This is a genomic window from Gluconacetobacter diazotrophicus PA1 5, assembly GCF_000067045.1.
GTDB lineage: Bacteria > Pseudomonadota > Alphaproteobacteria > Acetobacterales > Acetobacteraceae > Gluconacetobacter > Gluconacetobacter diazotrophicus.
Genome location: NC_010125.1, coordinates 1,911,948 through 1,935,518, shown reverse-complemented (window position 1 = coordinate 1,935,518; position 23,571 = coordinate 1,911,948). Strand labels below are relative to the sequence as shown.

20 protein-coding genes, 1 tRNA gene and 1 pseudogene are annotated in these 23,571 nt (G+C 68.1%); 8 read left to right on the top strand and 14 right to left on the bottom strand.

What is annotated here, in order from left to right; genetic code table 11:
* Positions 1-3 precede the first annotated feature (3 nt).
* Together galU and GDI_RS09030 are read right to left on the bottom strand one after the other, a co-directional pair.
* Entirely contained in the window at positions 4-876 is an 873-nt protein-coding gene (galU, locus tag GDI_RS09035; protein WP_012552967.1) for a UTP--glucose-1-phosphate uridylyltransferase GalU, read from the bottom strand.
* Positions 877-1,200: 324 nt separating this feature from the next.
* Positions 1,201-1,286: transfer RNA gene (locus tag GDI_RS09030), tRNA-Leu, on the bottom strand.
* Positions 1,287-1,341: 55 nt separating this feature from the next.
* Between GDI_RS09030 and lipB the strand changes: the two genes are divergently transcribed.
* On the top strand, positions 1,342-2,040 hold the full coding sequence (gene lipB / locus GDI_RS09025) for a lipoyl(octanoyl) transferase LipB (protein WP_012225500.1): 699 nt from the start codon (positions 1,342-1,344) through the stop codon (positions 2,038-2,040).
* A 64-nt stretch (positions 2,041-2,104) separates the two neighbouring features.
* On the opposite strand, the gene GDI_RS09020 is transcribed toward lipB, so the two are convergent.
* Positions 2,105-2,653, bottom strand: coding sequence for a LolA family protein (locus GDI_RS09020; protein ID WP_012225498.1), 549 nt, complete (start codon positions 2,651-2,653; stop codon positions 2,105-2,107).
* A complete protein-coding gene (locus GDI_RS09015) occupies positions 2,650-2,985 on the bottom strand; it encodes a BolA family protein (protein ID WP_390614205.1) in 336 nt (111 codons plus the stop codon). Before GDI_RS09015 ends, GDI_RS09020 begins: the two co-directional genes overlap by 4 nt.
* Positions 2,986-3,055: 70 nt before the next feature.
* Here GDI_RS09015 and GDI_RS09010 point away from each other — a divergent pair, with 70 nt between their 5' ends.
* The 3 genes and pseudogenes from GDI_RS09010 to cobT all read left to right on the top strand — a co-directional run bounded on the left by GDI_RS09010 (position 3,056) and on the right by cobT (position 6,760).
* Complete coding sequence (locus tag GDI_RS09010; protein ID WP_173363370.1) at positions 3,056-3,658, top strand: J domain-containing protein; 603 nt, start codon at positions 3,056-3,058, stop codon at positions 3,656-3,658.
* Positions 3,659-3,810: 152 nt separating this feature from the next.
* A pseudogene (gene cobS / locus GDI_RS09005) lies at positions 3,811-4,805 on the top strand (cobaltochelatase subunit CobS); the annotation flags it as partial.
* Positions 4,806-4,858: 53 nt separating this feature from the next.
* A complete protein-coding gene (gene cobT / locus GDI_RS09000) occupies positions 4,859-6,760 on the top strand; it encodes a cobaltochelatase subunit CobT (protein WP_012225481.1) in 1,902 nt (633 codons plus the stop codon).
* A 21-nt stretch (positions 6,761-6,781) separates the two neighbouring features.
* On the opposite strand, the gene GDI_RS08995 is transcribed toward cobT, so the two are convergent.
* Entirely contained in the window at positions 6,782-8,224 is a 1,443-nt protein-coding gene (locus GDI_RS08995; RefSeq protein WP_012225479.1) for a pyridoxal phosphate-dependent decarboxylase family protein, read from the bottom strand.
* Positions 8,225-8,351: 127 nt separating this feature from the next.
* Here GDI_RS08995 and GDI_RS08990 point away from each other — a divergent pair, with 127 nt between their 5' ends.
* Entirely contained in the window at positions 8,352-9,155 is an 804-nt protein-coding gene (locus tag GDI_RS08990) for an alpha/beta fold hydrolase (protein ID WP_012552963.1), read from the top strand.
* Here the strand turns inward: GDI_RS08990 and GDI_RS08985 are convergent.
* On the bottom strand, positions 9,152-10,138 hold the full coding sequence (locus GDI_RS08985) for a bile acid:sodium symporter family protein (RefSeq protein WP_012552962.1): 987 nt from the start codon (positions 10,136-10,138) through the stop codon (positions 9,152-9,154). The genes GDI_RS08990 and GDI_RS08985 overlap by 4 nt on opposite strands.
* Positions 10,139-10,255: 117 nt before the next feature.
* Here GDI_RS08985 and GDI_RS08980 point away from each other — a divergent pair, with 117 nt between their 5' ends.
* The gene (locus tag GDI_RS08980) at positions 10,256-11,179 is read left to right on the top strand and encodes a hypothetical protein (protein ID WP_012225473.1); all 924 of its coding nucleotides are present in this window, start codon (positions 10,256-10,258) and stop codon (positions 11,177-11,179) included.
* A 14-nt stretch (positions 11,180-11,193) separates the two neighbouring features.
* Here GDI_RS08980 and GDI_RS08975 read toward each other — a convergent pair whose 3' ends face one another.
* The 3 genes from GDI_RS08975 to GDI_RS08965 are packed head-to-tail and all read right to left on the bottom strand — an operon-like array spanning position 11,194 to position 15,825.
* Entirely contained in the window at positions 11,194-11,988 is a 795-nt protein-coding gene (locus GDI_RS08975) for an SDR family NAD(P)-dependent oxidoreductase (protein WP_012225471.1), read from the bottom strand.
* A 58-nt stretch (positions 11,989-12,046) separates the two neighbouring features.
* Positions 12,047-15,517, bottom strand: a complete 3,471-nt coding sequence (mfd, locus tag GDI_RS08970) for a transcription-repair coupling factor (RefSeq protein ID WP_012552961.1) — start codon at positions 15,515-15,517, stop codon at positions 12,047-12,049.
* Complete coding sequence (locus GDI_RS08965; protein WP_012225465.1) at positions 15,514-15,825, bottom strand: FAD assembly factor SdhE; 312 nt, start codon at positions 15,823-15,825, stop codon at positions 15,514-15,516. The genes mfd and GDI_RS08965 overlap by 4 nt, the downstream gene beginning before the upstream one ends.
* A gap of 149 nt (positions 15,826-15,974) precedes the next feature.
* On the opposite strand from GDI_RS08965, the gene recG reads away from it, so the two are divergent.
* Positions 15,975-18,131, top strand: coding sequence for an ATP-dependent DNA helicase RecG (gene recG, locus GDI_RS08960; RefSeq protein ID WP_050935123.1), 2,157 nt, complete (start codon positions 15,975-15,977; stop codon positions 18,129-18,131).
* 5 nt (positions 18,132-18,136) lie between these two features.
* Here the strand turns inward: recG and GDI_RS08955 are convergent, their stop codons facing one another.
* Positions 18,137-19,135, bottom strand: coding sequence for a lipid A deacylase LpxR family protein (locus GDI_RS08955; protein WP_144880178.1), 999 nt, complete (start codon positions 19,133-19,135; stop codon positions 18,137-18,139).
* Positions 19,136-19,568: 433 nt separating this feature from the next.
* Between GDI_RS08955 and GDI_RS20485 the strand changes: the two genes are divergently transcribed.
* Positions 19,569-20,249: a cold-shock protein gene (locus tag GDI_RS20485; RefSeq protein WP_012225451.1), complete on the top strand. Its 681-nt coding sequence runs from the start codon at positions 19,569-19,571 to the stop codon at positions 20,247-20,249.
* A gap of 64 nt (positions 20,250-20,313) precedes the next feature.
* Here GDI_RS20485 and smpB read toward each other — a convergent pair whose 3' ends face one another.
* The 4 genes from smpB to GDI_RS08930 form a co-directional block, all read right to left on the bottom strand.
* Positions 20,314-20,802 carry an SsrA-binding protein SmpB gene (gene smpB, locus GDI_RS08945; RefSeq protein WP_012552957.1) on the bottom strand — a complete coding sequence of 163 codons (489 nt, stop codon included), beginning with the start codon at positions 20,800-20,802 and terminating at the stop codon, positions 20,314-20,316.
* A gap of 4 nt (positions 20,803-20,806) precedes the next feature.
* The gene (dapA, locus tag GDI_RS08940; RefSeq protein ID WP_012552956.1) at positions 20,807-21,688 is read right to left on the bottom strand and encodes a 4-hydroxy-tetrahydrodipicolinate synthase; all 882 of its coding nucleotides are present in this window, start codon (positions 21,686-21,688) and stop codon (positions 20,807-20,809) included.
* A 142-nt stretch (positions 21,689-21,830) separates the two neighbouring features.
* Entirely contained in the window at positions 21,831-22,694 is an 864-nt protein-coding gene (locus GDI_RS08935; RefSeq protein ID WP_012225445.1) for a prephenate dehydratase, read from the bottom strand.
* Positions 22,691-23,434: a 3-deoxy-manno-octulosonate cytidylyltransferase gene (locus GDI_RS08930; protein WP_012552955.1), complete on the bottom strand. Its 744-nt coding sequence runs from the start codon at positions 23,432-23,434 to the stop codon at positions 22,691-22,693. The genes GDI_RS08935 and GDI_RS08930 overlap by 4 nt, the downstream gene beginning before the upstream one ends.
* Between the last annotated feature and the right edge of the window lie 137 nt (positions 23,435-23,571).

Below are 23,571 nucleotides of genomic sequence, written 5' to 3'. Positions count from 1 at the left end.
ACCTCAGCCGGTATAGTTTTTCAGGAACGCGCGCACCGCGTCACCCAGGTCCGGACGGTCGATCGAAAAGGCGATCTGCGCCTCCAGGTAGCCGACCTTGTTGCCGCAATCGAAGCGGCGGCCCTCGTAGCGCAGGCCATGGAACGGCGCATGACCGATGACCTTGGCCATGGCGTCGGTCAACTGGACCTCGCCGCCCGCGCCGCGTTCCAGCTTCGACAGGTGCGGCATGACGTCTGCCGTCAGGATATAGCGCCCGATGATCGACAGGTTGGACGGCGCATCCTCGGGCTTCGGTTTTTCGACCAGTCCCTTGACCTCGACCAGGCGCCCGTCATCCTCGCCGGTCTTCAGGATGCCGTAGCGATTGGTGTGTTCGCGCGGGACCTCGGTTACCGCCAGCACATTGCCGCCGGTCTGGTTATAGACGTCGACCAGTTGCTTCAGGCACGGCACGTCACTCTTGACCACGTCGTCGGGCAGCAGGATGGCGAAGGGATCGTCACCGATGAAGCTGCGCGCGCACCAGATCGCATGGCCCAGGCCCAGCGGTTCCTGCTGGCGGACGGCGCTCAACGCCCCGGCCTCGATGCTGGTGGGGCCCAGGGCTTCCAGCGCGTCCAGCTTGTTGCGCTCGCGCAGCGTCGTCTCCAGTTCGAAGGCGACGTCGAAATAATCGATCAGCGAATCCTTGCCGCGACCGGTGATCAGGCAGAATTCCTCGATTCCGGCCGCGCGGGCCTCATCGATCGCATACTGGATCAGCGGTCTGTCGACGACGGGCAGCATTTCCTTCGGCATCGCCTTGGTCGCAGGAAGAAAGCGCGTACCAAGGCCGGCAACAGGAAGTACGGCTTTTCGCAAGGGTTTGATCACAAGCGTCACCTTCTATCCACGTTATGACTCAGAACATTCAAACGTTTCCGCCGTTTGCTGCGGCAAGGAGGCAATATCCGGTGAAACGGTCGCGTTTGAAATGCGTCCTGCCGTCAATTACGCAAGAAAAATGACATATATGAGGCAAAGCAGCGCCTTCGGCCGTTTTCCTGACCGGTCACCGTCAACAATCCAACGATGACACGCGGCACAACGTTTCCAGAATCGGAAAAAATTTTAAGATCCGCGCGCACGCTGGAACCTGTGGCGCAGCGATCCATATTTGCTTTTCCGGGGGAATCAGGGCCGGCAGAACCGGATGTCTGGTGCGGTCGAGAAGACTCGAACTTCCACGGGGTTGCCCCCACAAGCACCTCAAGCTTGCGCGTCTACCATTCCGCCACGACCGCACCGTGACATCGGACATCGCCTGAGCGATACCGTGCGACGGAGGCCGTATAAACGATGCATGATCGACGGGCAATGACCGAAAAGACGATTCTCTGGAATTCCAGCCCCGGCCTGGTTCCCTATCCCGACGCGATCGCCGGGATGGAGCATCAGGTGGCGGGAATCCGCGACGGCAGCGCCCCGGAACGGGTCTGGCTGCTGGAACACCCCCCCACCTTCACCGCCGGAACCTCCGCCCGGGACGAGGATTTGTTCAATCCGCATCATTTCCCGACCTATGCGGCGGGCCGCGGCGGGCAATGGACCTATCACGGGCCGGGACAGCGGGTGGCCTACGTGATGCTGGACCTGACCGCCCCGCACGGCGTGGTGCCGGCCCGGGACCTGCGGGCCTATGTCCATACGCTGGAAGAATGGCTGATCCGTACCCTGCGCCGCTTCGACGTGACAGGCGAACGCCGCGCGGACCGGATCGGCGTGTGGGTCGTGGATGCGCGCACCGGGGCGGAAAACAAGATCGCGGCCCTGGGGGTGCGGGTTTCGCGCTGGACCTGCTGGCACGGCGTGGCGCTGAACGTGGCGCCGAACCTGGACGATTTCGGCGGCATCGTCCCCTGCGGGATTCGCGAACACGGCGTGACCAGCCTGCATGCGCTGGGCCACAAGGTGAGCCTGGGCGACGTCGACGAGGCCCTGCGCGCCACGTGGCAGGACCTGTTCGGTAGCGTGCCGACCCCGATCGGCACCGCCTGACGCTACAACTCCGCCGTCAGCGAGAAGAAATCCGCCGGAAATGCGGTACCGGTGCGCTGGTCGGTCAAGATGCAGGCGCGTGCGGTTGTGGCGTTCGTCCAGGATGTCGATGGCGACCAGCGACAACTGCCCGGCGAAATCCGAAAAGCCCAGCGTCAGCAGGCCCCTGGGACGGATTGGCGGTGCGGGCCAGCGAGACCTGCAGCACGTGGTCGCCATGCTGGATCGCGGTGACCGTGACCTCGCCGCCCAGATGCACCGGCGTGGCCAGAAGCAGGCCCAACGGCTGGCGCGACAGGTTCATGCGCGTGACCGACTGGCGCACCGCGTCGCGGAAGACCAGATGCCCGCCGGCCGCGACCAGCCGCATGCGGTGCGGCGTATCGTAATCCAGGCGCAGGTACCCGGGATCGTAGGACAGCGTCCCTTCCCCGACGCCGCCATCCGGCCACGTCTGCGCCACATGGGCGCTCAGGCCCCGCGTGGTGTTCAGGTAGCGCTCGATCCGCGCGACGTCCCGCCCGCCGACCGGCCCCGGCGCCGCCTGGCACGCCGCCAGGGCCAGCGGGGCCGTCAGGACCAGGCGCCGGGTGGGACCATTGCGCACGATCACGCCCCGGCGGTCCCGGCGGCCAGCGCGGCGTGTTCGTCGGGCGTGCGCAGGGTCAGCGACAGCGCATGCAGGCCGGACGCGAATTCGTCCGCCAGCAGGTCATGAACCAGGCGCGACCGCTGAACGCGCGAAATGCCGCCGAAAGCGCCGCTGACGAGCAGGATATTGTAATGGGTCTCGCCCGTCGTTTCAGGCCCCCGTCCCGCGTGACGCGCGCCGGCATGGCCGGCATGGCGGGCGCTGTCATCCTCGATTTCCAGGATCGCGGGCGTCAGGCGCGCATGCAGGGCCTGGCCGATTCGCGTCGCGCGGTTCCGTTCTGTGTCACTCACTGGTCTGTCCTCTTCCTGGCTGGCGCGCTTGGCTCTTGCACGAATACGGTCCGGACGCACATAACGCCAGATGATGACGAGAAGGAACACACGACACCGGGCCTTCGATCCCGATCCGGATGCGCCGGAACGGTGCTGCGACATGGCCGGCTGCGCCGAGGCCGCCGGATATCGCGCCCCCCGGTCGCGCGATGCCCTGAACGAGTATTTCTGGTTCTGCCTGCCCCATGTGCGCGAATATAATTCGCGGTGGGACTTCTATAAAGGCATGTCCCCCGGCCAGATCGAGGCGCATATCCGCGACGACGTTTCATGGAACCGGCCGTCATGGCGACTGGGACAGCGTGGCGCGCATTTCTCGGAAGAGGATATCCTGGACCCGCTGGACCTGATGAACGGCGGGCGCCGGCCGGCGGCGCGGCGCGCGGCCTCGGCCCGCCCGGAGGTGCCCGAAGCCCTGCGCCAGCCGCTGGACACGCTGGGCCTGGACTGGCCGCTGTCGATGGACGAGTTGAAACTGCGCTACAAGGACCTGGCGCGCCGGCACCATCCCGACACCAACGGCGGCGACCGCGAGGCGGAAGAGCGCCTGAAAAGCATCAACGTCGCCTATACCGCCCTGCGCACGCACCTGGCATCCGCGCGGGCCGCGGACCTGGAAAGAACCGCGTAGGCATGGCCACGCGGGCGATCCGGTCTATAGTGGACCCGGAGACGCCGAAGCCCCGAACCCGGACATCGAATTCCGGGACGCCGAAGACCATATGACACGGACCGTCGCCACGGCGCGCGGCGGGACCAACCAGCCGTGACGGATGCACCCCGATGAATGACCTCGCCACCCTGACCGCCGGATCGACTGCCGAAAACGGGGATGACCTGCCGCCGATCTCGGTCCTGTCCGCCCCCGACCGCACGGTCTCCGCCCGCGATGTCTTCGGCATCGACAGCGATCTGCAGGTGCCCGCCTTCTCGGTGCGGACCGATCACGTACCGGATGCCGATCCGACCTATCGCTTCGATCACGACACCACGCTGGCCATCCTGGCCGGCTTCGCCTTCAACCGGCGCGTGATGATCCAGGGCTATCACGGCACCGGCAAGTCGTCGCATGTCGAACAGGTGGCGTCGCGGCTGAACTGGCCGTGCGTGCGCATCAACCTGGACAGCCATATCTCGCGCATCGACCTGATCGGCAAGGATGCCATCGTGCTGCGCGACGGCAAGCAGGTGACGGAATTCCGCGAAGGGCTGCTGCCCTGGGGGCTGCAGCACCCCTGCGCCCTGGTGTTCGACGAATATGATGCCGGGCGGCCGGACGTCATGTTCGTCATCCAGCGCGTGCTGGAGGTCGAGGGCCATCTGACGCTGCTGGACCAGAACCGCGTGATCCGCCCGCACCCGTTCTTCCGCCTGTTCGCCACGGCGAACACGGTGGGCCTGGGCGACACCACCGGCCTGTATCACGGCACGCAGCAGATCAATCAGGGCCAGATGGACCGCTGGAACGTGGTCACCACCCTGAACTACCTGCCCCATGCCGAGGAAACGGCCATCGTCGTGGCCAAGATGGCCGTCGATCCCAGCGATGCCCCGGCCCGCAAGCGGATCGAAAGCATGGTCGCCCTGGCCGACCTGACGCGTTCGGGCTTCATCGCCGGCGACATCTCGACGGTCATGTCGCCGCGCACGGTCATCAGCTGGGCCGAGAATGCCAGGATCTTCAAGGATCTGGAATTCGCCTTCCGCGTGTCCTTCCTGAACAAGTGCGACGAGGCCGAGCGTCGACGGTGGCGGAATATTACCAGCGCTGCTTCAACGTTCTGACCCCACCGGCACGGCGCCGCGCGCGCGCTGATCGGCCCGGGAAGCCATGCGCGACCGCAAGGACACCACCCAGTCCGCACGATTGGCCGCCGCCGAGCGGGCCGACGTCTTCAAGCGCGCGACCGTTGGCGCGCTGCGCGCGCTGGGCGGCCGGGCGACGGCCGAGGTCACGTTCCAGACCGGCCCGATTCCGCCTGCGGCGGCGGTCAGCGGCGATCACGTCCGCCTGCCGCAGCCCGCCCTGCAACTGGCCGAGGCCGATATCCGGCGCGTGCGCGGCGCGGCGGATGCCGTGGCGCTGCAACTGCGCCATCATGACGTGACGATCCACAACGCGACCCGGCCGGAGCAGGCCGATGCCCGGCTGGCCTATGACGCGCTGGAACAGGCGCGGGTCGAAAGCTTCGGCGCGCGCCACATGGCGGGAGTCGCCGCCAATCTGCGGAATCAGGCCGAGCGGGACTATCACGACAGGGGTTATGACCGGGCGCAGGCGCGCGACCAGATTCCCGTGCAGGTTGCGCTGTCGCTGCTGGCGCGCGAACGCATGACGGGCGAGCCCGTGCCCGAGAGCATGCGCGCGATGGCCGAACAGTGGCGTGCGCATCTGGGCCCCTCGGCACTGCGCGCGCTGGACGACATGGCCGCCCATCAGGACGACCAGATGGCGTTTTCGCGTGCCGCGAAGCGGCTGCTGGTCGCCTGCGAACTGATCGAGGGCGAGGCCGAGATCGAGGAGGACGAGGACGGCGACGACAGCGCCCCCTCGGACGAGACCGAGGAAGAACCGGGCGAAGCGCCCGAGAAGCCGCAGCCGCAGGACGAGGACGCCAGCGGCCAGCAGGAAGACGAGACCGGCCTGCAGCCCCAGTTGGCGCAAGGTGCGGGAGCCGGCGACGACAACCCCGACGAGTCCGAACCCGGCGGTACAGCGGGGTCCGAGGAAGCGGGCGGCCCACGCGGCACGGACGATCAGGAAGCGACCGATCCGGCGTCCCTGTATCATGCCTTCACCACCGCGTTCGACGAGGAAATCGCGGCCGAGGATCTGTGCGACGCCGACGAACTGGCCCGCCTGCGCCAGCAGTTGGACCACCAGTTGCTCAGCCTGCAGGGCGTGGTGTCGCGCCTGGCCAACCGGCTGCAACGACGCCTGCTGGCACAGCAGACGCGGGCGTGGGAGTTCGACCTGGAGGAAGGCATCCTGGATGCCGGCCGGCTGTCGCGGGTGGTGGTCAACCCGACGCTGTCGCTGTCCTACAAGCACGAACGCGACACCGATTTCCGCGACACGGTCGTGACCCTGCTGATCGACAATTCCGGATCGATGCGCGGCCGGCCGATTTCGGTGGCCGCGATGTGCGGCGACATCCTGGCCCGCACGCTGGAACGCTGCGCGGTGAAGGTCGAGGTCCTGGGCTTCACCACCCGGGCCTGGAAGGGCGGGCAGAGCCGCGAGCGCTGGGTGGCGCAGGGCAAGCCGGCCAATCCGGGGCGGCTGAACGATCTGCGGCACATCATCTACAAATCGGCGGACATGCCGTGGCGCCGGGCGCGGAAGAATCTGGGCCTGATGCTGCGCGAGGGGCTGCTGAAGGAAAATATCGACGGCGAGGCCCTGCTGTGGGCCTGGCGGCGCCTGCAGGGCCGGCCGGAAAGCCGGAAGATCCTGATGGTGATCTCGGACGGCGCGCCGGTGGATGACAGCACGCTGTCGGTCAATGCCGGGTCGTATCTGGAAACGCACCTGCGGCAGGTGATCGCCCAGATCGAAAACCGCAGCGGCGTCGAACTGGTGGCCATCGGGATCGGCCATGACGTGACGCGCTATTACCGCCGCGCGGTCACGATCTCCGACGCCGAGGAACTGGGCGGCACGATGATGCAGAAGCTCTCCGAACTTTTCGATGAAAAGGTCGCTGTCGCGGGTCGCCGCCGAATCGCCTGAAACAATAGGGTTTCCAAAGGGCTAGGCCCTTTGGCCGAGCCCTTGCCTTTCCTGGGCCAGCCGCAGCACCGCATCGACCATAAGGTCGACATCCGCCGCCACGGTGCGGTGATTGACGATCGCGGCGCGAATGGCCTTCACCCCACCCACCATCGTCGTGGAGGGCGCGGCGATGCCGGATTCGTGCAGGTCCTTGACCAGTTCGCCGTTCAGCCAGTCCAACTCCACGTCCGGAACGCGCACGCGAAAGCAGACGATGTTCAGCCCGACCGGTGCCAGGCGTTCCAGCAGCGGCTCGCGATCCACGCGCCGGGCCAGATGGGCCGCGACGGCGCAGCATTCGTCGACCATCTGCCCCAGGCGGACGGTGCCGTAGGTGCCCAGCGTCATCCAGACCTTCAGGGCACGAAAGCCGCGCGACAGGTCCGGCCCCAGGTCGCAGAACCAGGGCGCGTTGCCCGCCAGGCCCCGGTCCTCGCGCGACAGATAGGCCAGCGATTGCGCGAAGGCCGCCGCCTGGCGCCCGGGTTCGCGCACCAGGATGCAACCGGCATCGTACGGCACCTGGGCCCATTTGTGAAAATCGAATGCCAGGCTGTCCGCGCGATCCAGGCCGCGCAGATGCGGGCGCAGCGTGCGGGACAGCATGGCCAGCGCGCCGAAGGCGCCGTCGACGTGGAACCAGATGTCCTCTTGCGCCGCGATGTCGGCGATGGCGCCCAGGTCGTCGATCGAACCGGTATCGACCGTCCCGGCGGTGCCGATGACGATGAACGGCTCGAAACCCTGCTGCCGGTCGGATTCCACGGCGGCGCGCAGGGCCTGGATATCCATGCGATGGGTCGAATCCACGGGGATGATGCGCAGCGCGTCGGTCCCCAGTCCCGCCAGGTCGAAGGCGCGGGCGATGCAGCCATGGGCGGTGGCGGCGGCATAGCCGACCAGTTGCCGGCCGCCGACGCCGCGCTGCCGCAGGGTGATGCCGTCCGCGACCGCGCGGCTGGCGGTGATGACGGCGATCATGTTGGCCATCGAGGACCCGGTGACCAGCACGCCCGTCGCATCGGCGGGAAAGCCCATGATCTCGGCGGCCCAGCCGATGACCGTACGCTCGATTTCGACCGGCGCGTGGTCGCGGCCGCCGCAATTGGCGTTCAGCCCGCCGGCCAGCAGTTCGGCCAGCATCCCCACCCCCGTCCCGCCGCCATGGACCCAGCCCATGAAGCCCGGATGGGTGTTGCCGGTGGCATAGGGGGCGATCTGGTCGCGAAACCGGTCGTACAGCGCTTCGGGCGGCGTCGGGGCGGCCGGCAGGTCGGTATGCAGGGCGGTACGGATTTCCGGCGGCATCGGGCGCCAGACCGGCCCGTCACGCAGGGTCGCCAGCCGGTCGATCATGTCATCCACCATGCGGTGCCCCAGGCTCCGCAGGTCGTCCCAGTTGTCGGGGTCCAGTCCGGTCATAAGCGGCTTCGTTTCCTGTTACATCCTAGCGGCCCCGACTGGCATTGTCGGGCCGGCTCTGTCCAATAATCGACGATATCCCTATATGTGCCCCTATCGGCGCATCGTGTCTGCAATGGATCCCTGCATGTTTTTCGGGCAACTCGAACTGATGGAACTGGCGTGGGGGGCGGGACAGTGCCGCGCGCGCCTGGGCGGCAAGGGCCCGTTGCTGGTCTTCCTTCACGGCCAGGTGCAAAGCCACGTGGCGTGGCATGCCGTTGCCCCGGCCTTCAGCCGCACGCACACGGTGCTGTGTCCCGACCTGCCGCATCATTTCGATTTTTCGCAGCAGGCGCGCGACCTGCTGCGGGCAGCCCACGCGCTGGGGCATGACCGGCTGGCCATCGTCGGGCACGGAACGGGGGGGCATGTCGCCGCCCATGCCGCCGCCCAGGCGCCGCATCGGGTCACGCATGTGGCGGAAATCGAATGCATCCCCTCCCCCAGCCACCACGGGCGCACCGACCTGGCCTTCGAACTGTCGCAGTACCAGGCCTGCTGGTTCGCGCAGCTTCACCCCAAGCCCGAATCGGCCACGGTGACGATCCCCGAGGCCTGGACGCGGCCCGAACCGGATTCGGCCGGACCGTTCAACCGGTCCGCCGTGGCCGATTACCTGGACAAGGTGCCGCCGGGCCAGTCGCCGGGGGCCACCGGCCATTTCCGCATCCCGCCCTACCCGGCGGACCTGCGGATCGGCTGTCCCGTGCTGGTGGCATGGTCGCGCGACGGGCGGCTGGGCGGCTGGTACGATCCCACCGACCTGTGGCGCCCATACGCGACCGGACCGGTCACGGGCGTGGAACTCGCCTGCGGATATTATATCCCGGAAGAGGCCCCGCAGGCGCTGGCGGATACGCTGACATCGTTCCTGGCCCCGAAGGCCTAGGCGCGCTCCACCACCGCTTCGGCTTCGGCAAGCCGGTCATGGGCCGCGGCGTAGCGGCGGGCCAGGACGGCGCAGACGAAAAGCTGGATCTGGTGATAGATCATCAGCGGCAGGACCACGAGGCCGACGGTGGCCGGTGCGAACAGCACGTTGGCCATCGGCACGCCGGAGGCCAGGGTCTTCTTCGACCCGCAGAAGACGATCGCGATTTCGTCCTCGCGGGGGAAGCCCAGGACCCGGCTGCCCATCGTGGTGGCCAGCAGGACGGCGGCCAGCAGCACGCCATCCACCACCATGACCAGGCCGATCTGGGACAGCGGCAGCTTGTGCCACAATCCCTGGACCACGGCCTCGCTGAACGCCGTGTAGACGACGATCAGGATCGATCCCCGGTCGGTCATGGACAGCAGCCGCTTGTTGCGGTGGGCCCACGCCCCCAGCCAGGGCTGCAGCACCTGCCCCAGCACGAAGGGCAGCAGCAACTGCATCATGATCGCCAGCACCCCGCCATGGCCCGATGCCGCGCCCTGGCGTTCCAGCACCAGCCCGGTCAGGACCGGGGTGATGAAGATACCCGCGATGTTCGACGTGGTGGCGGCGCACACGGCGGCCGGAACATTGCCCCGCGCGATCGAGGTAAAGGCGATCGAGGACTGCACCGTGGAAGGCAGGCAGCACAGGAACAGGATGCCCAGCCAGACCGATTGATGCAGCAGATGCGGAAACAGCGCGTGCAGGCCCATCCCCAGCAGGGGAAACAGGGCGAACGTGCACAGCAGGATTGCCAGGTGCAGGCGCCAGTTCACGATGCCGCCCAGCACGGCCTGCCGCGACAGGCGCGCGCCCTGCAGGAAGAACATCACGGCGATGACCGCGATCGCCAGGTCCTGGAACATCGGGACGGCGGCGCCGTGGCACGGTACGATCGTGGCCAGCAGCACGGTGCAGATCAGGCTGAGCAGGAACGGGTCAGGCTTGAACATCGAAAGGGTCCCGGTAAAGCGGAAGAAACGCAGGCGGCACGCGGCCTCGCCTAAGCCACAGTCCCGTGCCAAAGAAGGAGGGAATAAAAGCGTAATGTGCGGGCTGAGGCGATGACCATGCGAATTCTTTCCCTCTCGGCGGTCCTGGCCGGCCTGCTGGCGGCAGCCGGTCCGGCCGGCGCGACCCCCCTGCCCGAGACCTGCGCGCAGGCCCGGACGGGCGGCCTGTCGGTCTCGGGGAACGTTGCCGCGGCCCGCGATTATGTCCTGCGCTTTTCCCCGGGGGGCGAGGCTCCCTCTCTTCATGCCCGCATGGTGACTGTCAAGGGCGGGGACGCTGCGGGGACCGACGCGCGCGATATCCTGAACGCGGCGTCGCTGGTGCTGCTGGGGGCGCTGACGAACCATCATGGCGCCGGATGCCCGTCCGAATATTTCGCCTCCAGCGTGGGCCCGCTCCTCAACGGGCTGAAGGCCGGACAGGGCTATGACGTGGCGTGGACGGCGCCGGTCGTGAACAATGGCGGCGCCCGCCTGTCCTTCGCCGCCCTGCACCTGCATCTGGGGGGCGCCGAACTGGGCGGGCCGGTCGTCGTCGCGCTGGATGTCAGGGACGCGCAGGCGAGCGGCAACACCGTGCTGGCCTCGCTCCTGCCGCAGCAGGCACGGTCGAACTTCTCGATTCCGGCGCAGTCGCTGGGCCCGCTGCTGGCGGCAACCGCCGGCCATCCCGCGCGCAGCGTGCTGGTGCCCGTCACCATCACCACCCTGATGGCCCAGCATGGCGACCTGCGGCTGAACGGTCGCGGCACCGCCATGCTGACCGGCAACGCGGACGCGAATTCCGCCGCCGGGCATCTCAGCCTGAGCAACCTGCCCGAACTGATCGCCACCCTGCGCGCGGCCGGTCAGGCCCGTGCTACGACCGCGCTGATCCTGGCCAACCTGGTCGGCCGCCACGCGGACGCGGACACGTCCTGGGATGTCGAGTGGCAGGGCGGGGTCCTGACCATCAATCAGATCCCTTTACCACTCCGCTAAGGGGCTGGCCGGAACTAACCCGGATGACGGAGCAGGCCGCCTTCGACGCGCAGGGTGGCGCCGGTGGTGGCCGAGGCCTGCGGCGAGCAGACATAGGCGACCATGCTGGCGATCTCCTCGGGCTCCGCCAGGCGGCGGATCAGCGAGGTGGGACGGTGCGCGGGAATGAATTCGTCCACGACATCCTGCACCGTGCGCCCGCTTTCGCGGGCCGCCTTCTCGAACATCTCCATCACGCCTTCGGTGCGCGTCGGGCCGGGCAGCACCGAATTGACGGTGACGCCGGTTCCCGGGACGCTCTCGGCGATGCCCCGGGCGATCGCGACCTGCGCGGCCTTGGTAAAGCCGTAGGCGATCATGTCGGCCGGGATGTTCAGCGCCGATTCGCTGGAAATGAACACCACCCGGCCCCATTTCCGCTCGACCATGCCGGGCAGGTAATGCCGGGTCAGGCGCACGCCGCTCATGACGTTGACGTCGAAGAAGCGCTGCCAGTCGGCGTCGGACGTCTTCAGGAAGTCTTCCTGCTCGAAGATGCCCAGATTGTTCACCAGGATGTCGGCCTGGGGGATGGTGCGGATGAAGCTGTCGATCCCCTCGCCGGTTCCCAGGTCGCCGGGAACCCCGCGCAGCCGGGCGGTGGGCATGCGGACGCGGATATGGGCCATGGCCTCGTCCACCCGGGCCTGGCTGCGGCCGTTGACGATGACTTCGGCCCCGGTTTCGGCCAGGGCCACGGCAATGGCCAGCCCGATACCGGCCGTCGAGCCGGTGACGATCGCGCTCTTGCCCGCCAGATCAATCTTCATCTTGCCTGTCCTTCAGTGTTGTCGTCGCGATGGTATGTCGTGATCAGGGGCCAGGGGGTCAGGCCGCCTTCTCCTGACCCGCGAGGCGGCCCAGCGTCTGGACCGTGTCCTTGGCCAGGCGAATGCGCTGCGCGTTCGTCATCTCCCGCACCAGGGCCAGCTTGTGGTCCGGGCGCAGGCGGACATTGCCTTCCTTATGTGCCGCGATCCAGGTCACCAATCCACCCGGGTTGGCGAAACTGTTACCGCGGAACTGGATCACCATGCCCTTCGGCCCGGCCTCCAGCCGCTCGACCCCGGCCTCGCGGCACAGGCGCTTGATCGCGACGACGTCCAGCAGGTTGCGCACCTCGTCCGGCATCGTCCCGAACCGGTCGACCAGTTCCGCCTCCATCGCCTCGATTTCGGCGTCATTGGCCAGCCCGGCGATGCGCCGGTACAGGCCCAGCCGGACCGGCAGGTCGGGCACGTAGGTTTCGGGGATCAGAACCGGCAGGCCCAGGATGATGTTCGGGGTCCAGTCGCGGTCCTGCGCCTTGCGCCGGCCCTTTTCGACCCGCAGTTCCGCGACCGCGTCCTCCAGCATCTGCTGGTACAGCTCGATCCCGACCTCGCGGATATGGCCCGATTGCTCGTCGCCCAGCAGGTTGCCCGCCCCGCGCAGGTCCAGGTCGTGCGACGCCAGGGTAAAGCCCGCCCCCAGCGTATCCAGGGTCTGCATGACCTCCAGCCGCTTTTCGGCGGCGGCCGACAGGACATGGGTCTGCGGCCAGGTCAGGTAGGCATAGCCCCGCTGCTTGCCGCGCCCGACGCGGCCGCGCAACTGATAGAGCTGCCCCAGCCCGAACATGTCCGCGCGATGGATGATCAGCGTGTTCACCGCCGGCATGTCCAGCCCGCTTTCCACGATGTTGGTGGACAGCAGGATGTCGTATTTGCCGTCGCTGAATTCGGTCATCACCCGTTCCAGCTCGGTCGGGGTCAGGCGGCCATGTGCCTGGACCAGGCGCGCGTCGGGCACGATGTCCTGCAGGCGGGCGGCCATGCGGTCCAGATCCTCGATCCGGGGCACGACGCAGAAGATCTGCCCGCCGCGAAACCGCTCGCGCTGGATCGCCTCGCGGATCACCACGCTGTCGAACGGCATGATGAAGGTCCGCACCGCCAGCCGGTCGGTGGGCGGGGTCGCAATCAGGCTCATCTCCCGCACGCCGGTCAGGGCCAGTTGCAAAGTACGCGGCAGCGGGGTGGCCGACAGGGTCAGCACATGCACGTCCTCGCGCAGCGCCTTCAGCTTCTCCTTGTGCGCGACGCCGAAATGCTGCTCCTCGTCGATGATCAGCAGTTCCAGGTCGGCGAACTGCACGCCCTTGGCCAGCAGCGCGTGGGTGCCGATGACGATGTTGATCGTGCCGTCGGCCAGCCCCTTGCGCACGGCGGTCGCCTCCTTGGGCGTGACCATGCGCGACAATTGCGCCACCGTGATCGGCAGGCCGGAGAAACGGGCCGAGAAGGTGCGGAAATGCTGTCGCGCCAGCAGCGTGGTCGGCACCACCACCGCCACCTGGGCGCCGGACAGGGCGGCGACGAAGGCCGCGCGCAGCGCGACCTCGGTCTTGCCGAAGCCCACATCGCCGCACACCAGCCGGTCCATCGGGCGGCCCGACCCCATGTCCTCCAGCACGTCGGCGATGGCGCGGGACTGGTCCTCGGTCTCGACGAAGGGGAAGCGCGCGCAGAACTCGTCCCACATCCCCTCGGCCGGGGTCATGCTGGGGGCCTCGCGCAACGCGCGCAGGGCGGCGGTGCGGATCAGTTCGCCCGCCATGTCGCGGATGCGCTGCTTCATCCGGGCCTTGCGGTTCTGCCACGAGGCCCCGCCCAGCTTGTCCAGCGCCACCCCCGCCTGGTCGGACCCGAAGCGGCTGAGCAGTTCGATATTTTCGACCGGCAGGAACAGTTTCTCGTTCCCGTCATAGATCAGGCGCAGGCAGTCATGCGGCGCGGTGCCGACGCCGATCGTCTCCAGCCCGTCATAGCGGCCGATGCCGTAATCCTGATGGACCACCAGGTCGCCCTCGGCGATTTCCGACGCCTCGGCAATGAACTGGTCGGCCTTCTTGCGCCGGCGCGGCGGGCGGGAAATCCGCTCGCCCAGCAGGTCCTGCTCGGACACGAAGGCCAGGTTGTCGGCGATGAAGCCACGTTCCAGGCCCAGCGTCAGCAGGCCCACGGTGCCGGGCGGCAGATCCTGCGCGCGGGCCCAGCCATCGAACGTCTCGACCCGCATGCCGTGCTCGCGCAGCAATGTCGCGATCCGCTCGCGCGATCCCCGGGTCCAGGCCGACACGTAGGCGCGGCGCCCGGTCTCGGCCCATTGCCGGACCTGCGTATCCAGCATCGCGAACACGTTCTCACGCGCCCCGCCCCCCGCGACGCTGGCGAACAGGATGCCCGGCCGCCCCCCGGCATCCACGCCCCCGGCATTGTCCGGACGGGCGAAGGGGCTGAACAGCATCACCGGGTGGCCGGACAGGATTCCGTCCCATCCCTTGCGGTCCAGGTACATCAGGTGGGGCGGCAGCGCGCGGTACGGGACTTCGCCCTCGCGCACCGGCTGGCGCCGGGCCTCGAAATGATCGGCGATCATCTCCAGCCGCGCGGCCAGGACGTCCTCGACCTGATGGGCCAGGATGATCGACACGCCCGGCAGGTAATCGACCAGCGTTTCCAGATGCTCGTGGAACAGCGGCAGCCAATGTTCCAGCCCGGCATGGCGCCGCCCGTCCGACACATGTTCATAAAGCGGATCGGAGGCCGCCGCCGGCCCGAACAGGTCGCGCCAGCCGGTCCGGAAGCGCGAGATGCTGGCCTGGTCCAGGGTGAAATCGGCCACCGGACGCATGACGAACCGGTCCAGCCGGTCCGACGAGCGCTGGGTGGCGGGGTCGAAGCGGCGGATGTTCTCGACCTCGTCCCCGAACAGGTCCAGCCGCACCGGCTCGGCCTCGCCCGAGGGGAAGATATCGAAGATGCCGCCGCGGGTGGCGAATTCCCCCGGTTCCATCACCGTGTCGGTGCGGTTGTAGCCGGCGGCCACCAGCAGGTCGATCAGCAGGGCCTGGTCCAGGCTGTCGCCGGCGGCCAGGGTCAGGGACTGGCCGCGAAAGGCGGCGCGGGGCGCCACGCGCTGGACCAGGCCGCCGACCGTGGTCAGCACGATGCGCGGCGCCGTCGCCGGTTCCAGCAGCCGCGTCAGGGTGGCGACGCGTTCGGCGACGATCGCCGGATTGGGCGACACGCGATCGTAAGGCAGGCAGTCCCAGGACGGAAAACGCAGGATTTCGGCATTGGGGGCGACGAAGGACAGCAATTCGCCGATCCGCGCCATGCCGGCATCGTCCCGTGCGACATGCAGCACGGGCCCGTCATGCTCGCGGGCCCGGCGTGCCACCAGAAAGGCGTCGAATCCGTCCGGTGCCCCCCAGATGGTGGCCCAGCCGGCGTGTTCCGTCCCGGGTGCCCTCATCGTTCTCCCCGGATCGCGGCCTGCCGGGCGGGGTCGTTGGCGTCGGCCATGATGGCGCGCATCATCGGCCCGTCGACTTCGGCGGGCACCGGCTTGCGGCCGCTCAGCCAGTCGGCCAGGTCGGCGTCGGGCAGTTCCATCACCTCTTCCAGCGCGTCCATCTCGGCGTCCGTCAGGCCGGCAAGGCGCGGGGCGACGAAGCCGCCGATCAGGATGTCGGTTTCATGCGTGCCGCGATGCGTGGCCCGGAAATAGAGCCGGCGACGGCGCGGATCGAGGTTCGTAAGGTCGGGACTGTCGATGGACATGGTACCTGCCCTGATATGGTTTCGTTTTGTTCCTTCGCGTCGCTGTCCTATAGCCCTCCATCAGGTTCCTGTCAGCCCGCCCATCGACGCAACGACCGAAGGGCCGCCCCAGGACACGAAATCGGGAAGTGAAAGCGGTCGAACACCACGTGTCTGGCATCATCCTTCAGGACGAAAGGGACGACAATCTCGGTCCGCTGCTGGCCCCGCTGGGCAGCCTGCCCGGGGTCGGCCCTGCCCTGGCCAAGCTGCTGGCGCGGGCCGTGCGGGGCCAGCGGGTCATCGACCTGCTGTTCCATCTGCCGGAATCGGTGGTCGATCGCGGGTTATCGCCCCAGCTGTCGCGACGCCCGGAATCGGTGGTCGATCACCGCTATCGCCCCAGCCTGCGCAACGCCGTCCCCGGGCGGGGAACCACGATGCAGGTCCGGGTGCGGCGGTTCGACGCGCCCGCCCGGGGAACGCGCGTGTTCTTTTCCCCGTTGGAGGCCCGGCGCACCGGGGTGGGAGAACTGGTGTTCTTATCCCCCACGCAGGCCCGGCAGATGCGGGTGGGAGCGACCGTCCCGGTATCGGGCACGCTGGATGCGTTCGGCGACCGGCTGCAGATGGCCCACCCCGACCATATCGTGCCGGGCGGCGACATCGACCGCATTCCGGCGCTGGAGCCGGTCTGGCCGCTGACGGCCGGCCTTTTTCCCCGCCACGTGCGCGCGGCGCTGCACCAGGCGTTCCTTCGCTTTCCCCCGTTGCCGGAATGGCTGGATTCCGTGCTGGTGGCCCGCCGACACTGGCCGGATTTCGAGACCGCGCTGCGTCAACTGCACTGCCCCGAGGCCTTCCCCGACCTGCTGCGCGGCGATGCCTGGCAGGCCGCCGGCGAGCGCGCGCGCCAGCGGCTGGCCTGCGACGAACTGCTGGCCGAACAGGTCGCGATGTCCGAGGCACGGCGCCGCAACCGCAACCGCCCCGGCCGGTCCATCGTCGGCACGGGCACCCTGCGCGCCGAGGCGCTGGCCCGGTTCGGCTATACCCCGACCGGGGCCCAGCACCGCGCGGTGCGCGAAATCGATTCGGACCTCGCCGCGTCATATCCGATGATGCGCCTGCTGCAGGGCGATGTCGGGGCGGGCAAGACGCTGGTGGCGATGCTGGCCATGCTGGCGGCGGCCGAGGCCGGACACCAGGCGGTGCTGATGGCCCCCACGGAAATCCTGGCCCGCCAGCACCTGGCCACGTTCCAGAAGCTGGCGCCGGTGCCGGTGGCGTTCCTCAGCGGCAGCGTCAAGGGACGCGCGCGCAGGACCGTGCTGGAAGACATCGCATCCGGCCGCGCGCCGCTGGTCGTGGGCACGCACGCGCTGTTCCAGGACAAGGTCGTGTTCGACGATTTGGCCCTGGCGGTGATCGACGAACAGCACCGGTTCGGGGTCGAGCAGCGCCTGCTGCTGGGTGAGAAGGGCGACCGGGCCGATATCCTGGTCATGACCGCTACCCCCATTCCGCGCACGCTGCTGCTGACCCAGTGGGGCGAGATGCAGGTCAGCCGCCTGAACGAAAAACCGGCCGGACGCCTGCCCGTACGGACGTCCCTGCACGCCATGGCGTCATTGGGCGATGTGCTGGACGGAATCGGGCGCGCGATCGCACGCGGCGCCCTGGTCTTCTGGGTCTGCCCGCTGGTCACGGAAAGCGAGGCGATGGACCTGGCGGCGGCGGAGGCGCGCTTCGCCGCACTGACCGAGCGCTTCGGGCCGATCGTGGGCCTGGCGCACGGCCAGCAGGACATCGCGGTGCGCGAGGCCGCGATCGCGGATTTCGCGGCGGGGCGGACGAAGATCCTGGTCGCGACGACGGTGATCGAGGTCGGCGTGGACATCCCCGCCGCCACCATCATGGTCATCGAACACGCCGAACGGTTCGGCCTGGCGCAACTGCACCAGTTGCGCGGGCGCGTGGGACGCGGCCGCGACGAATCGTTCTGCCTGCTGCTGCATGACGACGCGCTGGGCAGCACGGCCCGGCGCCGGCTGGCCCTGCTGCGCGATACCGAGGACGGGTTCCTGATCGCGGACGAGGATTTCCGCCTGCGCGGCGGCGGCGACGTCACCGGCCGCCGCCAGTCCGGACTGCCGGACCTGCGGCTTGCGACCGGTGCGCGGCTGGACCTGTTGCTGACGATCGCGGCCCAGGACGCGCAGCGGGTCGCCGAAGGGGGCGCCAGCGAATCGCGCCGCAACGCGATCGCCCAGTTGCTGGAACTGTTCGACCGGCACGATGCCGCCCGAATCCTGCGCTCGGGGTAGTAGGCTTAGAATTTCCCGGACAGGGCCAGCGATCCGTAATTGAACAGGCCGCTGCGCGCGCCACGGAATTCCTGCGTCTGCCAGACCTGGCTGTAGGACAGGCGCATGCCGTGCCACATGATGGCGACGCCGGCGTGGATTTCGCCGACATCCCAGTTCATCGGAACATGCGGCGAGCCGCTGCGCAGCGTGTTGCCCTGCAGCGTCGCGTCATAGGCGACCGCCGATCCCGTGACGTTGCCGAAGACGTACCAGGCGACCGGGCGGGTCAGCCGGTAGGCATCGGTGCCGTCGGTGCCCGGCCCGATGGTCGGAATGCCGAAATCGCTGCGCAGCCCCTGCCCGATGCGGAACGTGTCGGCCACCGTGCCATAGATCCGGTAATCGCCGATCGCGGCCGAGGTCGCGGGCATCATGTCCATCTCGACGCCATATATATTGGCCATCGGAAGCCGCCATGTCCGGCCGCCCTGCACCTGGAACACCGGCTGGTTCGCCAACTGGTGTTTCCAGCCCAGGTTGGACGTATCCCCGATCGCGCTGTGGAATCCGTTCTGCAACTGCCGCCCCATGGCGTCGGGCCCCATGACGCCGAACTGGATTCCGAAGACAGACCGCGACAGGTCCGTGTCGTTGATCAGGTTCACGGTGCCCAGCAGCAGGCCGGCATAGGGGCGGTCGCTGGGCGACGGTGTCGCGAGCTGGGTATCGTGCGGGGTGAAGATCAACTGCTGCACGCCCAGGCTGATGCGGGTCACGCCCTTGCCCATGATCGCGTGGTTGATCGTCTCGATCGGCGCGGGCTGGTTGTCGGTGCCCGATGTCCAGTTCACGCGCAGGCCGCTGGTGTAATACTGGTCCGACGTGCCGTTGAGCGTGCTGACGGCGTCGTTTTCACCCTGGACGGTCCAGGTGCCGTACGGGTCCTGCAGCGGCGTCGCGCGGGCTGGCTGGGCTGCCATCGCCAGGCTGCCGATCCCGGCCAGCGTCCCGGCCCGCACCATCCAGCCGGTCCTCTTCCACGTCTTCGCCTGGCTCATCAGCTTCCCTTCCACCTGCTGCCCCTGCCCCTTCGAAATCCATACCCGGATTTCACGAAGCGGCATCACGACATAACGGCCTCTTTTGAACTGTGTAGATCGTTCGTCCGATCCACGAAAGCCCACCGGAAAATTCGTGATGGCCGATCCGGAAAAATTCTCATGATCACGAACGGTCATTTACGTGAAATGACGATGGAACCCCCGGCCGCGGATATGCTTATCTGTATCGGACACCGGCGCATACGTGCTAGGGTCCGTGCGGGGAAAGGACGCTGTCCGCGCCATCCGTGAAAACGGTTGGATTACGGCTTTGTAATTCCTTGATCCAGCAAGATTTCTTCATCCGGTGGCTCCTGGGACAGGACCCGCCAACTAGACCTCGGGATTACGACCGTTGAGAAGTAACAGGACCGACCGCAGCCCCCGTTCCCCGCGCCGCGGCGGATTTGACGACGATTTCATGTCGTCGCCCTCGTTTGGTGACCGCAGCGGCGGCGGTGCCCCGCGCCGGCCGATGGGCGGTGGCGCTCCGTCCCAGGTCATCGCCTCGGGCCCGGAAATCAGTGCCGCCGTCAAGTGGTTCAACAGCGAGAAAGGCTTCGGCTTCGTCGAGCTGTCCGATGGCTCGGGAGACGTCTTCCTCCACGCCAACGCGCTGGCGACCAGCGGACATGATTCCGTCTCGCCCGGAACGACGCTGGTCGTCCGCATCGGCCAGGGCCCCAAGGGCCGTCAGGTCGCGTCCGTGGTCTCGGTGGACGACAGCACCGCGCAGCCGGAACGTCCGCGCGGCTTCGGCGCCCCGCGTGCCGCCGCCGGCGGCTTTGGCGGCCGTCCGTCCCGCCCGGCCCCCGACCTGTCGCAGGCGCAGGAAATGCGCGGCGTGGTCAAGTGGTACAACGCCACGAAGGGCTTCGGCTTCATCACGCCGGAATCCGGCGGCAAGGACATCTTCGTCCACGCCTCGGCGCTGGAGCGTTCGGGCCTGACCGGCCTGACCGAAGGCCAGACGGCGAACGTGCAGGTCGTCCAGGGCCAGAAGGGTCCCGAGGCCGCGTCGATCAGCGTCGACTGACCTCCCGGTTTCCCACCGGAACACCAGACAGGGCCGCCTTCGGGCGGCCCTGTTTCGTTTGCGGCTATTCCCTGCCCTTGTTGCGCAGCAGCCGCGCCTTGTCCCGCTGCCAGTCGCGGTCGGCAATGGCCTGGCGCTTGTCCGCCTTCTTGCGCCCCTCGCCGATACCCAGCGTCACCTTGGCAACCCCACGGGCGTTGAAATGGATATCCAGCGGCACCAGGGTCACGCCATCGCGCGCGACGGCGCCCAGCAGCTTGTCCACCTGCTTGCGGTGCAGCAGCAATTTGCGGGGCGCGCGGGTTTCGAACCGCGACAGCACACCGCCCTGGTACTCGGGGATATAGCTGTTGAACAGCCAGATCTCGCCGTCCCGGTCGCCGGCATAGGCCTCGTTGATCGTGGCGCGGCCCAGGCGCAGGCTCTTGACCTCGGGGCCCTTCAGCACCATCCCGGCTTCCAGCGTTTCCAGGATCGTGTAGTTGAAGCGGCCCTTGCGGTTCTGCGCCGCGATCCCGGTCGAAATCATGCCGCTCTTTTTCTTTTCCGCCATGATGCTAGTTCAACAGCCCCGCGCCGGTCAGCGCCTCACGCACCCGCATGCGGGAGTCCTCGGCCAGCGGGGCCAGCGGCAGGCGGCAGGTCTCGCCGGCCAGGCCCAGCAGGCTGGCGGCGTATTTCACCGGGCCCGGATTGCTCTCGCAGAACAGGGCATCATGCACCGCCGACAGCCGGTCCTGGATGGCCATGGCGTCGGCCACCCGCCCGTCCTGCCAGGCGCGATGCAGTTCCGCGCACAGGCGCGGTGCGATGTTCGAGGTGACGCTGATGCACCCTTCCCCTCCGGCGGCCAGGAACGACACCACGGTCCCGTCCTCGCCCGACAACTGGGTGAACGGCTTGTGGCGGATCGCGCGGCGCACCTGCAGCGGGCGCAACAGGTTGGCCGTCGCGTCCTTGACGCCCACGATGCGCGCATGCTGCGCCATGCGGGCCATGGTCTCGACCGAGATATCGACGACCGACCGTCCGGGAATGTTGTAGATGATCAGCGGCAGGTCCGTGGCGTCGGCCACCGTCATGAAATGGCGATACAGCCCTTCCTGCGTCGGCTTGTTGTAGTACGGCGCCACGACCAGCACGCCGTCCGCGCCCACGCTCTTCGCATGCCGCGCCATGCCGACGGCCTCGGCCGTGCTGTTCGATCCGGCGCCCGCGATGACCGGGATCCGGCCCGCCACGACCTGGACGGTGTATTCGACGATGCGGGCATGTTCCTCGTGGGTCAGGGTCGGGCTCTCGCCCGTCGTGCCCACCGGGACCACGCCGGACGACCCTTCGGTGACCTGCCAGTCGACAAAGCGACCGAAGCCCGAAAAATCCAGCGATCCGTCGTCGTTCATCGGCGTAATCAGGGCCGTGATCGAACCCTTGAACATGGTCGTTTCCACTCGAATCTCGCAGTCTGAAAAATGGGCCGTTCCCGGCAGATGGCCGTCCTGCCTGTTCTGTTAATGCCGGGCGACATGGCAAGGCAACCATCCATCGCCCTCGCCCCGCCCTGCCCGGCGTCCCGGCCGGTCACTGCCCGGCCGTCTGCCCCTGGGCGTGTTCGGCCCGGAAGGGCGATCCGGGATAGACCCCGAGGATCGTCGATGTTTCGGAAAAGAACGCCAGTTCCGCCAGCGCCCCGCGCAAGGGCGCGTCGTCGGGGTGGCCTTCGACCTCCATCAGGAACTGCGTCGCGGCGAACGATCCGTCCAGCATGTAGCTTTCCAGTCGCGTCATGTTGACGCCGTTGGTCGCGAAGCCGCCCAGCACCTTGTACAGCGCCCCGGCCACATTGCGGACGCGGAACAGGACCGTGGTGATCGTGCCGGGCCGGCCCGCCGGCGGCCGCAGGGCCGTGCGCGACGCGACATAGAAGCGGGTGGTGTTGTGGGCCGCGTCCTCGACATTGCCGCGCAGGACCACCAGCCCGTTCAGTTCGGCCGCCAGCGACGACGCCACGGCCACGTCTTCGGGGTTGCCCCATTGCGCGATCAGTTCGGCCGATCCGGCGGTGTCGAATTCCACCACCGGGGTCAGGTTCAGTTCGGTGATGATGCCCCGGATCTGGGCCATGGCGACCGGATGGGTATGGACGCGCCGCGCACCGGCCAGCGTGCTGCCGGGGACGCCCATCAGGCAGTGCTCGACCCGCTGGAAATGCTCGCCGATGATGTTCAGCCCTGCCTGGGGCAGCAGGGCGTGGATATCCGGCACCCGTCCCGCCAGGCTGTTCTCGCACGCCAGCATGGCCAGGTCGGCCTGTCCGTCATGGACGGCGGCGATCGCGCCGGCGAAGGTTTCGCACGGCAGGGTGGTCCATCCCGGATAGGCCTGCCGGCAGGCCAGGTCGGAATAGGCCCCGGGCCGCCCCTGGAAGGCGATGACGCCGCTCATGCCGCCTCCGCCATGACACGGCGCGCGCGGTCCAGGTCGTCGGGGGTATCGACGCCGAACGGCGCGGTTCCGATGCGGCAGCACCCGATCGTCATTCCAGCCTCCAGGGCCCTGAGCTGTTCCAGCCTCTCCCGCCGCTCCAGCGCCGCTTCCGGCAGGCTGACGAAGCGGGCCAGCGCCGCGCGACGATAGGCATAGATCCCGACATGGTGCCACAGCGCGCCCGCCCCCCACGGCACGGCGGCGCGCGAGAAATACAGCGCCCGGGCCACCGTTCGCGCATCGTCGTCGGCAAAGGCGCAGGCGACCTTCACCACCGAATCGCGCGCGGCCTCCCCGGCGTCGGCCACCGGGCAGACCAGCGTGCCGATATCGGTCGCGGGATCGGCCAGCGGCAGCAGGGACGCGGCCAGCGTCGGCGGCGCCACCCCGGGCAGGTCGCCCTGCAGGTTCACGACGACATCGTGCCGCCCGGCCGGATCGGCCGCCCGCACCGCCTGCCACACCCGGTCGGACCCCGAGGGCAGCGCCGGGTCGGTCAGGACCGCCGTGCCGCCCGCGTCCTCGACAACGCGCGCCAGTTCGGTTTCCGCCACCGCGACGATGACGGGCCCGATATCGGCCGCCCGGGCCCGCGCCAGGACATGCAGGATCATGGGCAGCTTGCCGATCATGGCCAGCGGCTTGCCCGGCAGCCGTGTAGAGGCCATGCGGGCGGGAATGACGACGATCGGGTTCATGCGGAAAGCGAAGGCCTTATGGAAAAATGCCGGTGCGGGCACGAGACCTCGCAGACATGGGATGCGATCCTGACGGAACGATCCGGCAATGCTTCACACAAGGCGGCCCGCAGTCTAGTGTCCTGCCTCCGAAATTC

Coding starts and splice junctions, on each gene's coding strand:
- lipB (WP_012225500.1), top strand. CDS start 1,342: ATGCATGATCGACGGGCAATGACCGAAAAGACGATTCTCTGGAATTCC.
- GDI_RS09010 (WP_173363370.1), top strand. CDS start 3,056: ATGATGACGAGAAGGAACACACGACACCGGGCCTTCGATCCCGATCCG.
- cobT (WP_012225481.1), top strand. CDS start 4,859: ATGCGCGACCGCAAGGACACCACCCAGTCCGCACGATTGGCCGCCGCC.
- GDI_RS08995 (WP_012225479.1), bottom strand. CDS start 8,224: ATGACCGGACTGGACCCCGACAACTGGGACGACCTGCGGAGCCTGGGG.
- GDI_RS08990 (WP_012552963.1), top strand. CDS start 8,352: ATGTTTTTCGGGCAACTCGAACTGATGGAACTGGCGTGGGGGGCGGGA.
- GDI_RS08985 (WP_012552962.1), bottom strand. CDS start 10,138: ATGTTCAAGCCTGACCCGTTCCTGCTCAGCCTGATCTGCACCGTGCTG.
- GDI_RS08980 (WP_012225473.1), top strand. CDS start 10,256: ATGCGAATTCTTTCCCTCTCGGCGGTCCTGGCCGGCCTGCTGGCGGCA.
- GDI_RS08975 (WP_012225471.1), bottom strand. CDS start 11,988: ATGAAGATTGATCTGGCGGGCAAGAGCGCGATCGTCACCGGCTCGACG.
- mfd (WP_012552961.1), bottom strand. CDS start 15,517: ATGAGGGCACCCGGGACGGAACACGCCGGCTGGGCCACCATCTGGGGG.
- GDI_RS08965 (WP_012225465.1), bottom strand. CDS start 15,825: ATGTCCATCGACAGTCCCGACCTTACGAACCTCGATCCGCGCCGTCGC.
- GDI_RS08955 (WP_144880178.1), bottom strand. CDS start 19,135: ATGGTGCGGGCCGGGACGCTGGCCGGGATCGGCAGCCTGGCGATGGCA.
- smpB (WP_012552957.1), bottom strand. CDS start 20,802: ATGGCGGAAAAGAAAAAGAGCGGCATGATTTCGACCGGGATCGCGGCG.
- dapA (WP_012552956.1), bottom strand. CDS start 21,688: ATGTTCAAGGGTTCGATCACGGCCCTGATTACGCCGATGAACGACGAC.
- GDI_RS08935 (WP_012225445.1), bottom strand. CDS start 22,694: ATGAGCGGCGTCATCGCCTTCCAGGGGCGGCCCGGGGCCTATTCCGAC.
- GDI_RS08930 (WP_012552955.1), bottom strand. CDS start 23,434: ATGAACCCGATCGTCGTCATTCCCGCCCGCATGGCCTCTACACGGCTG.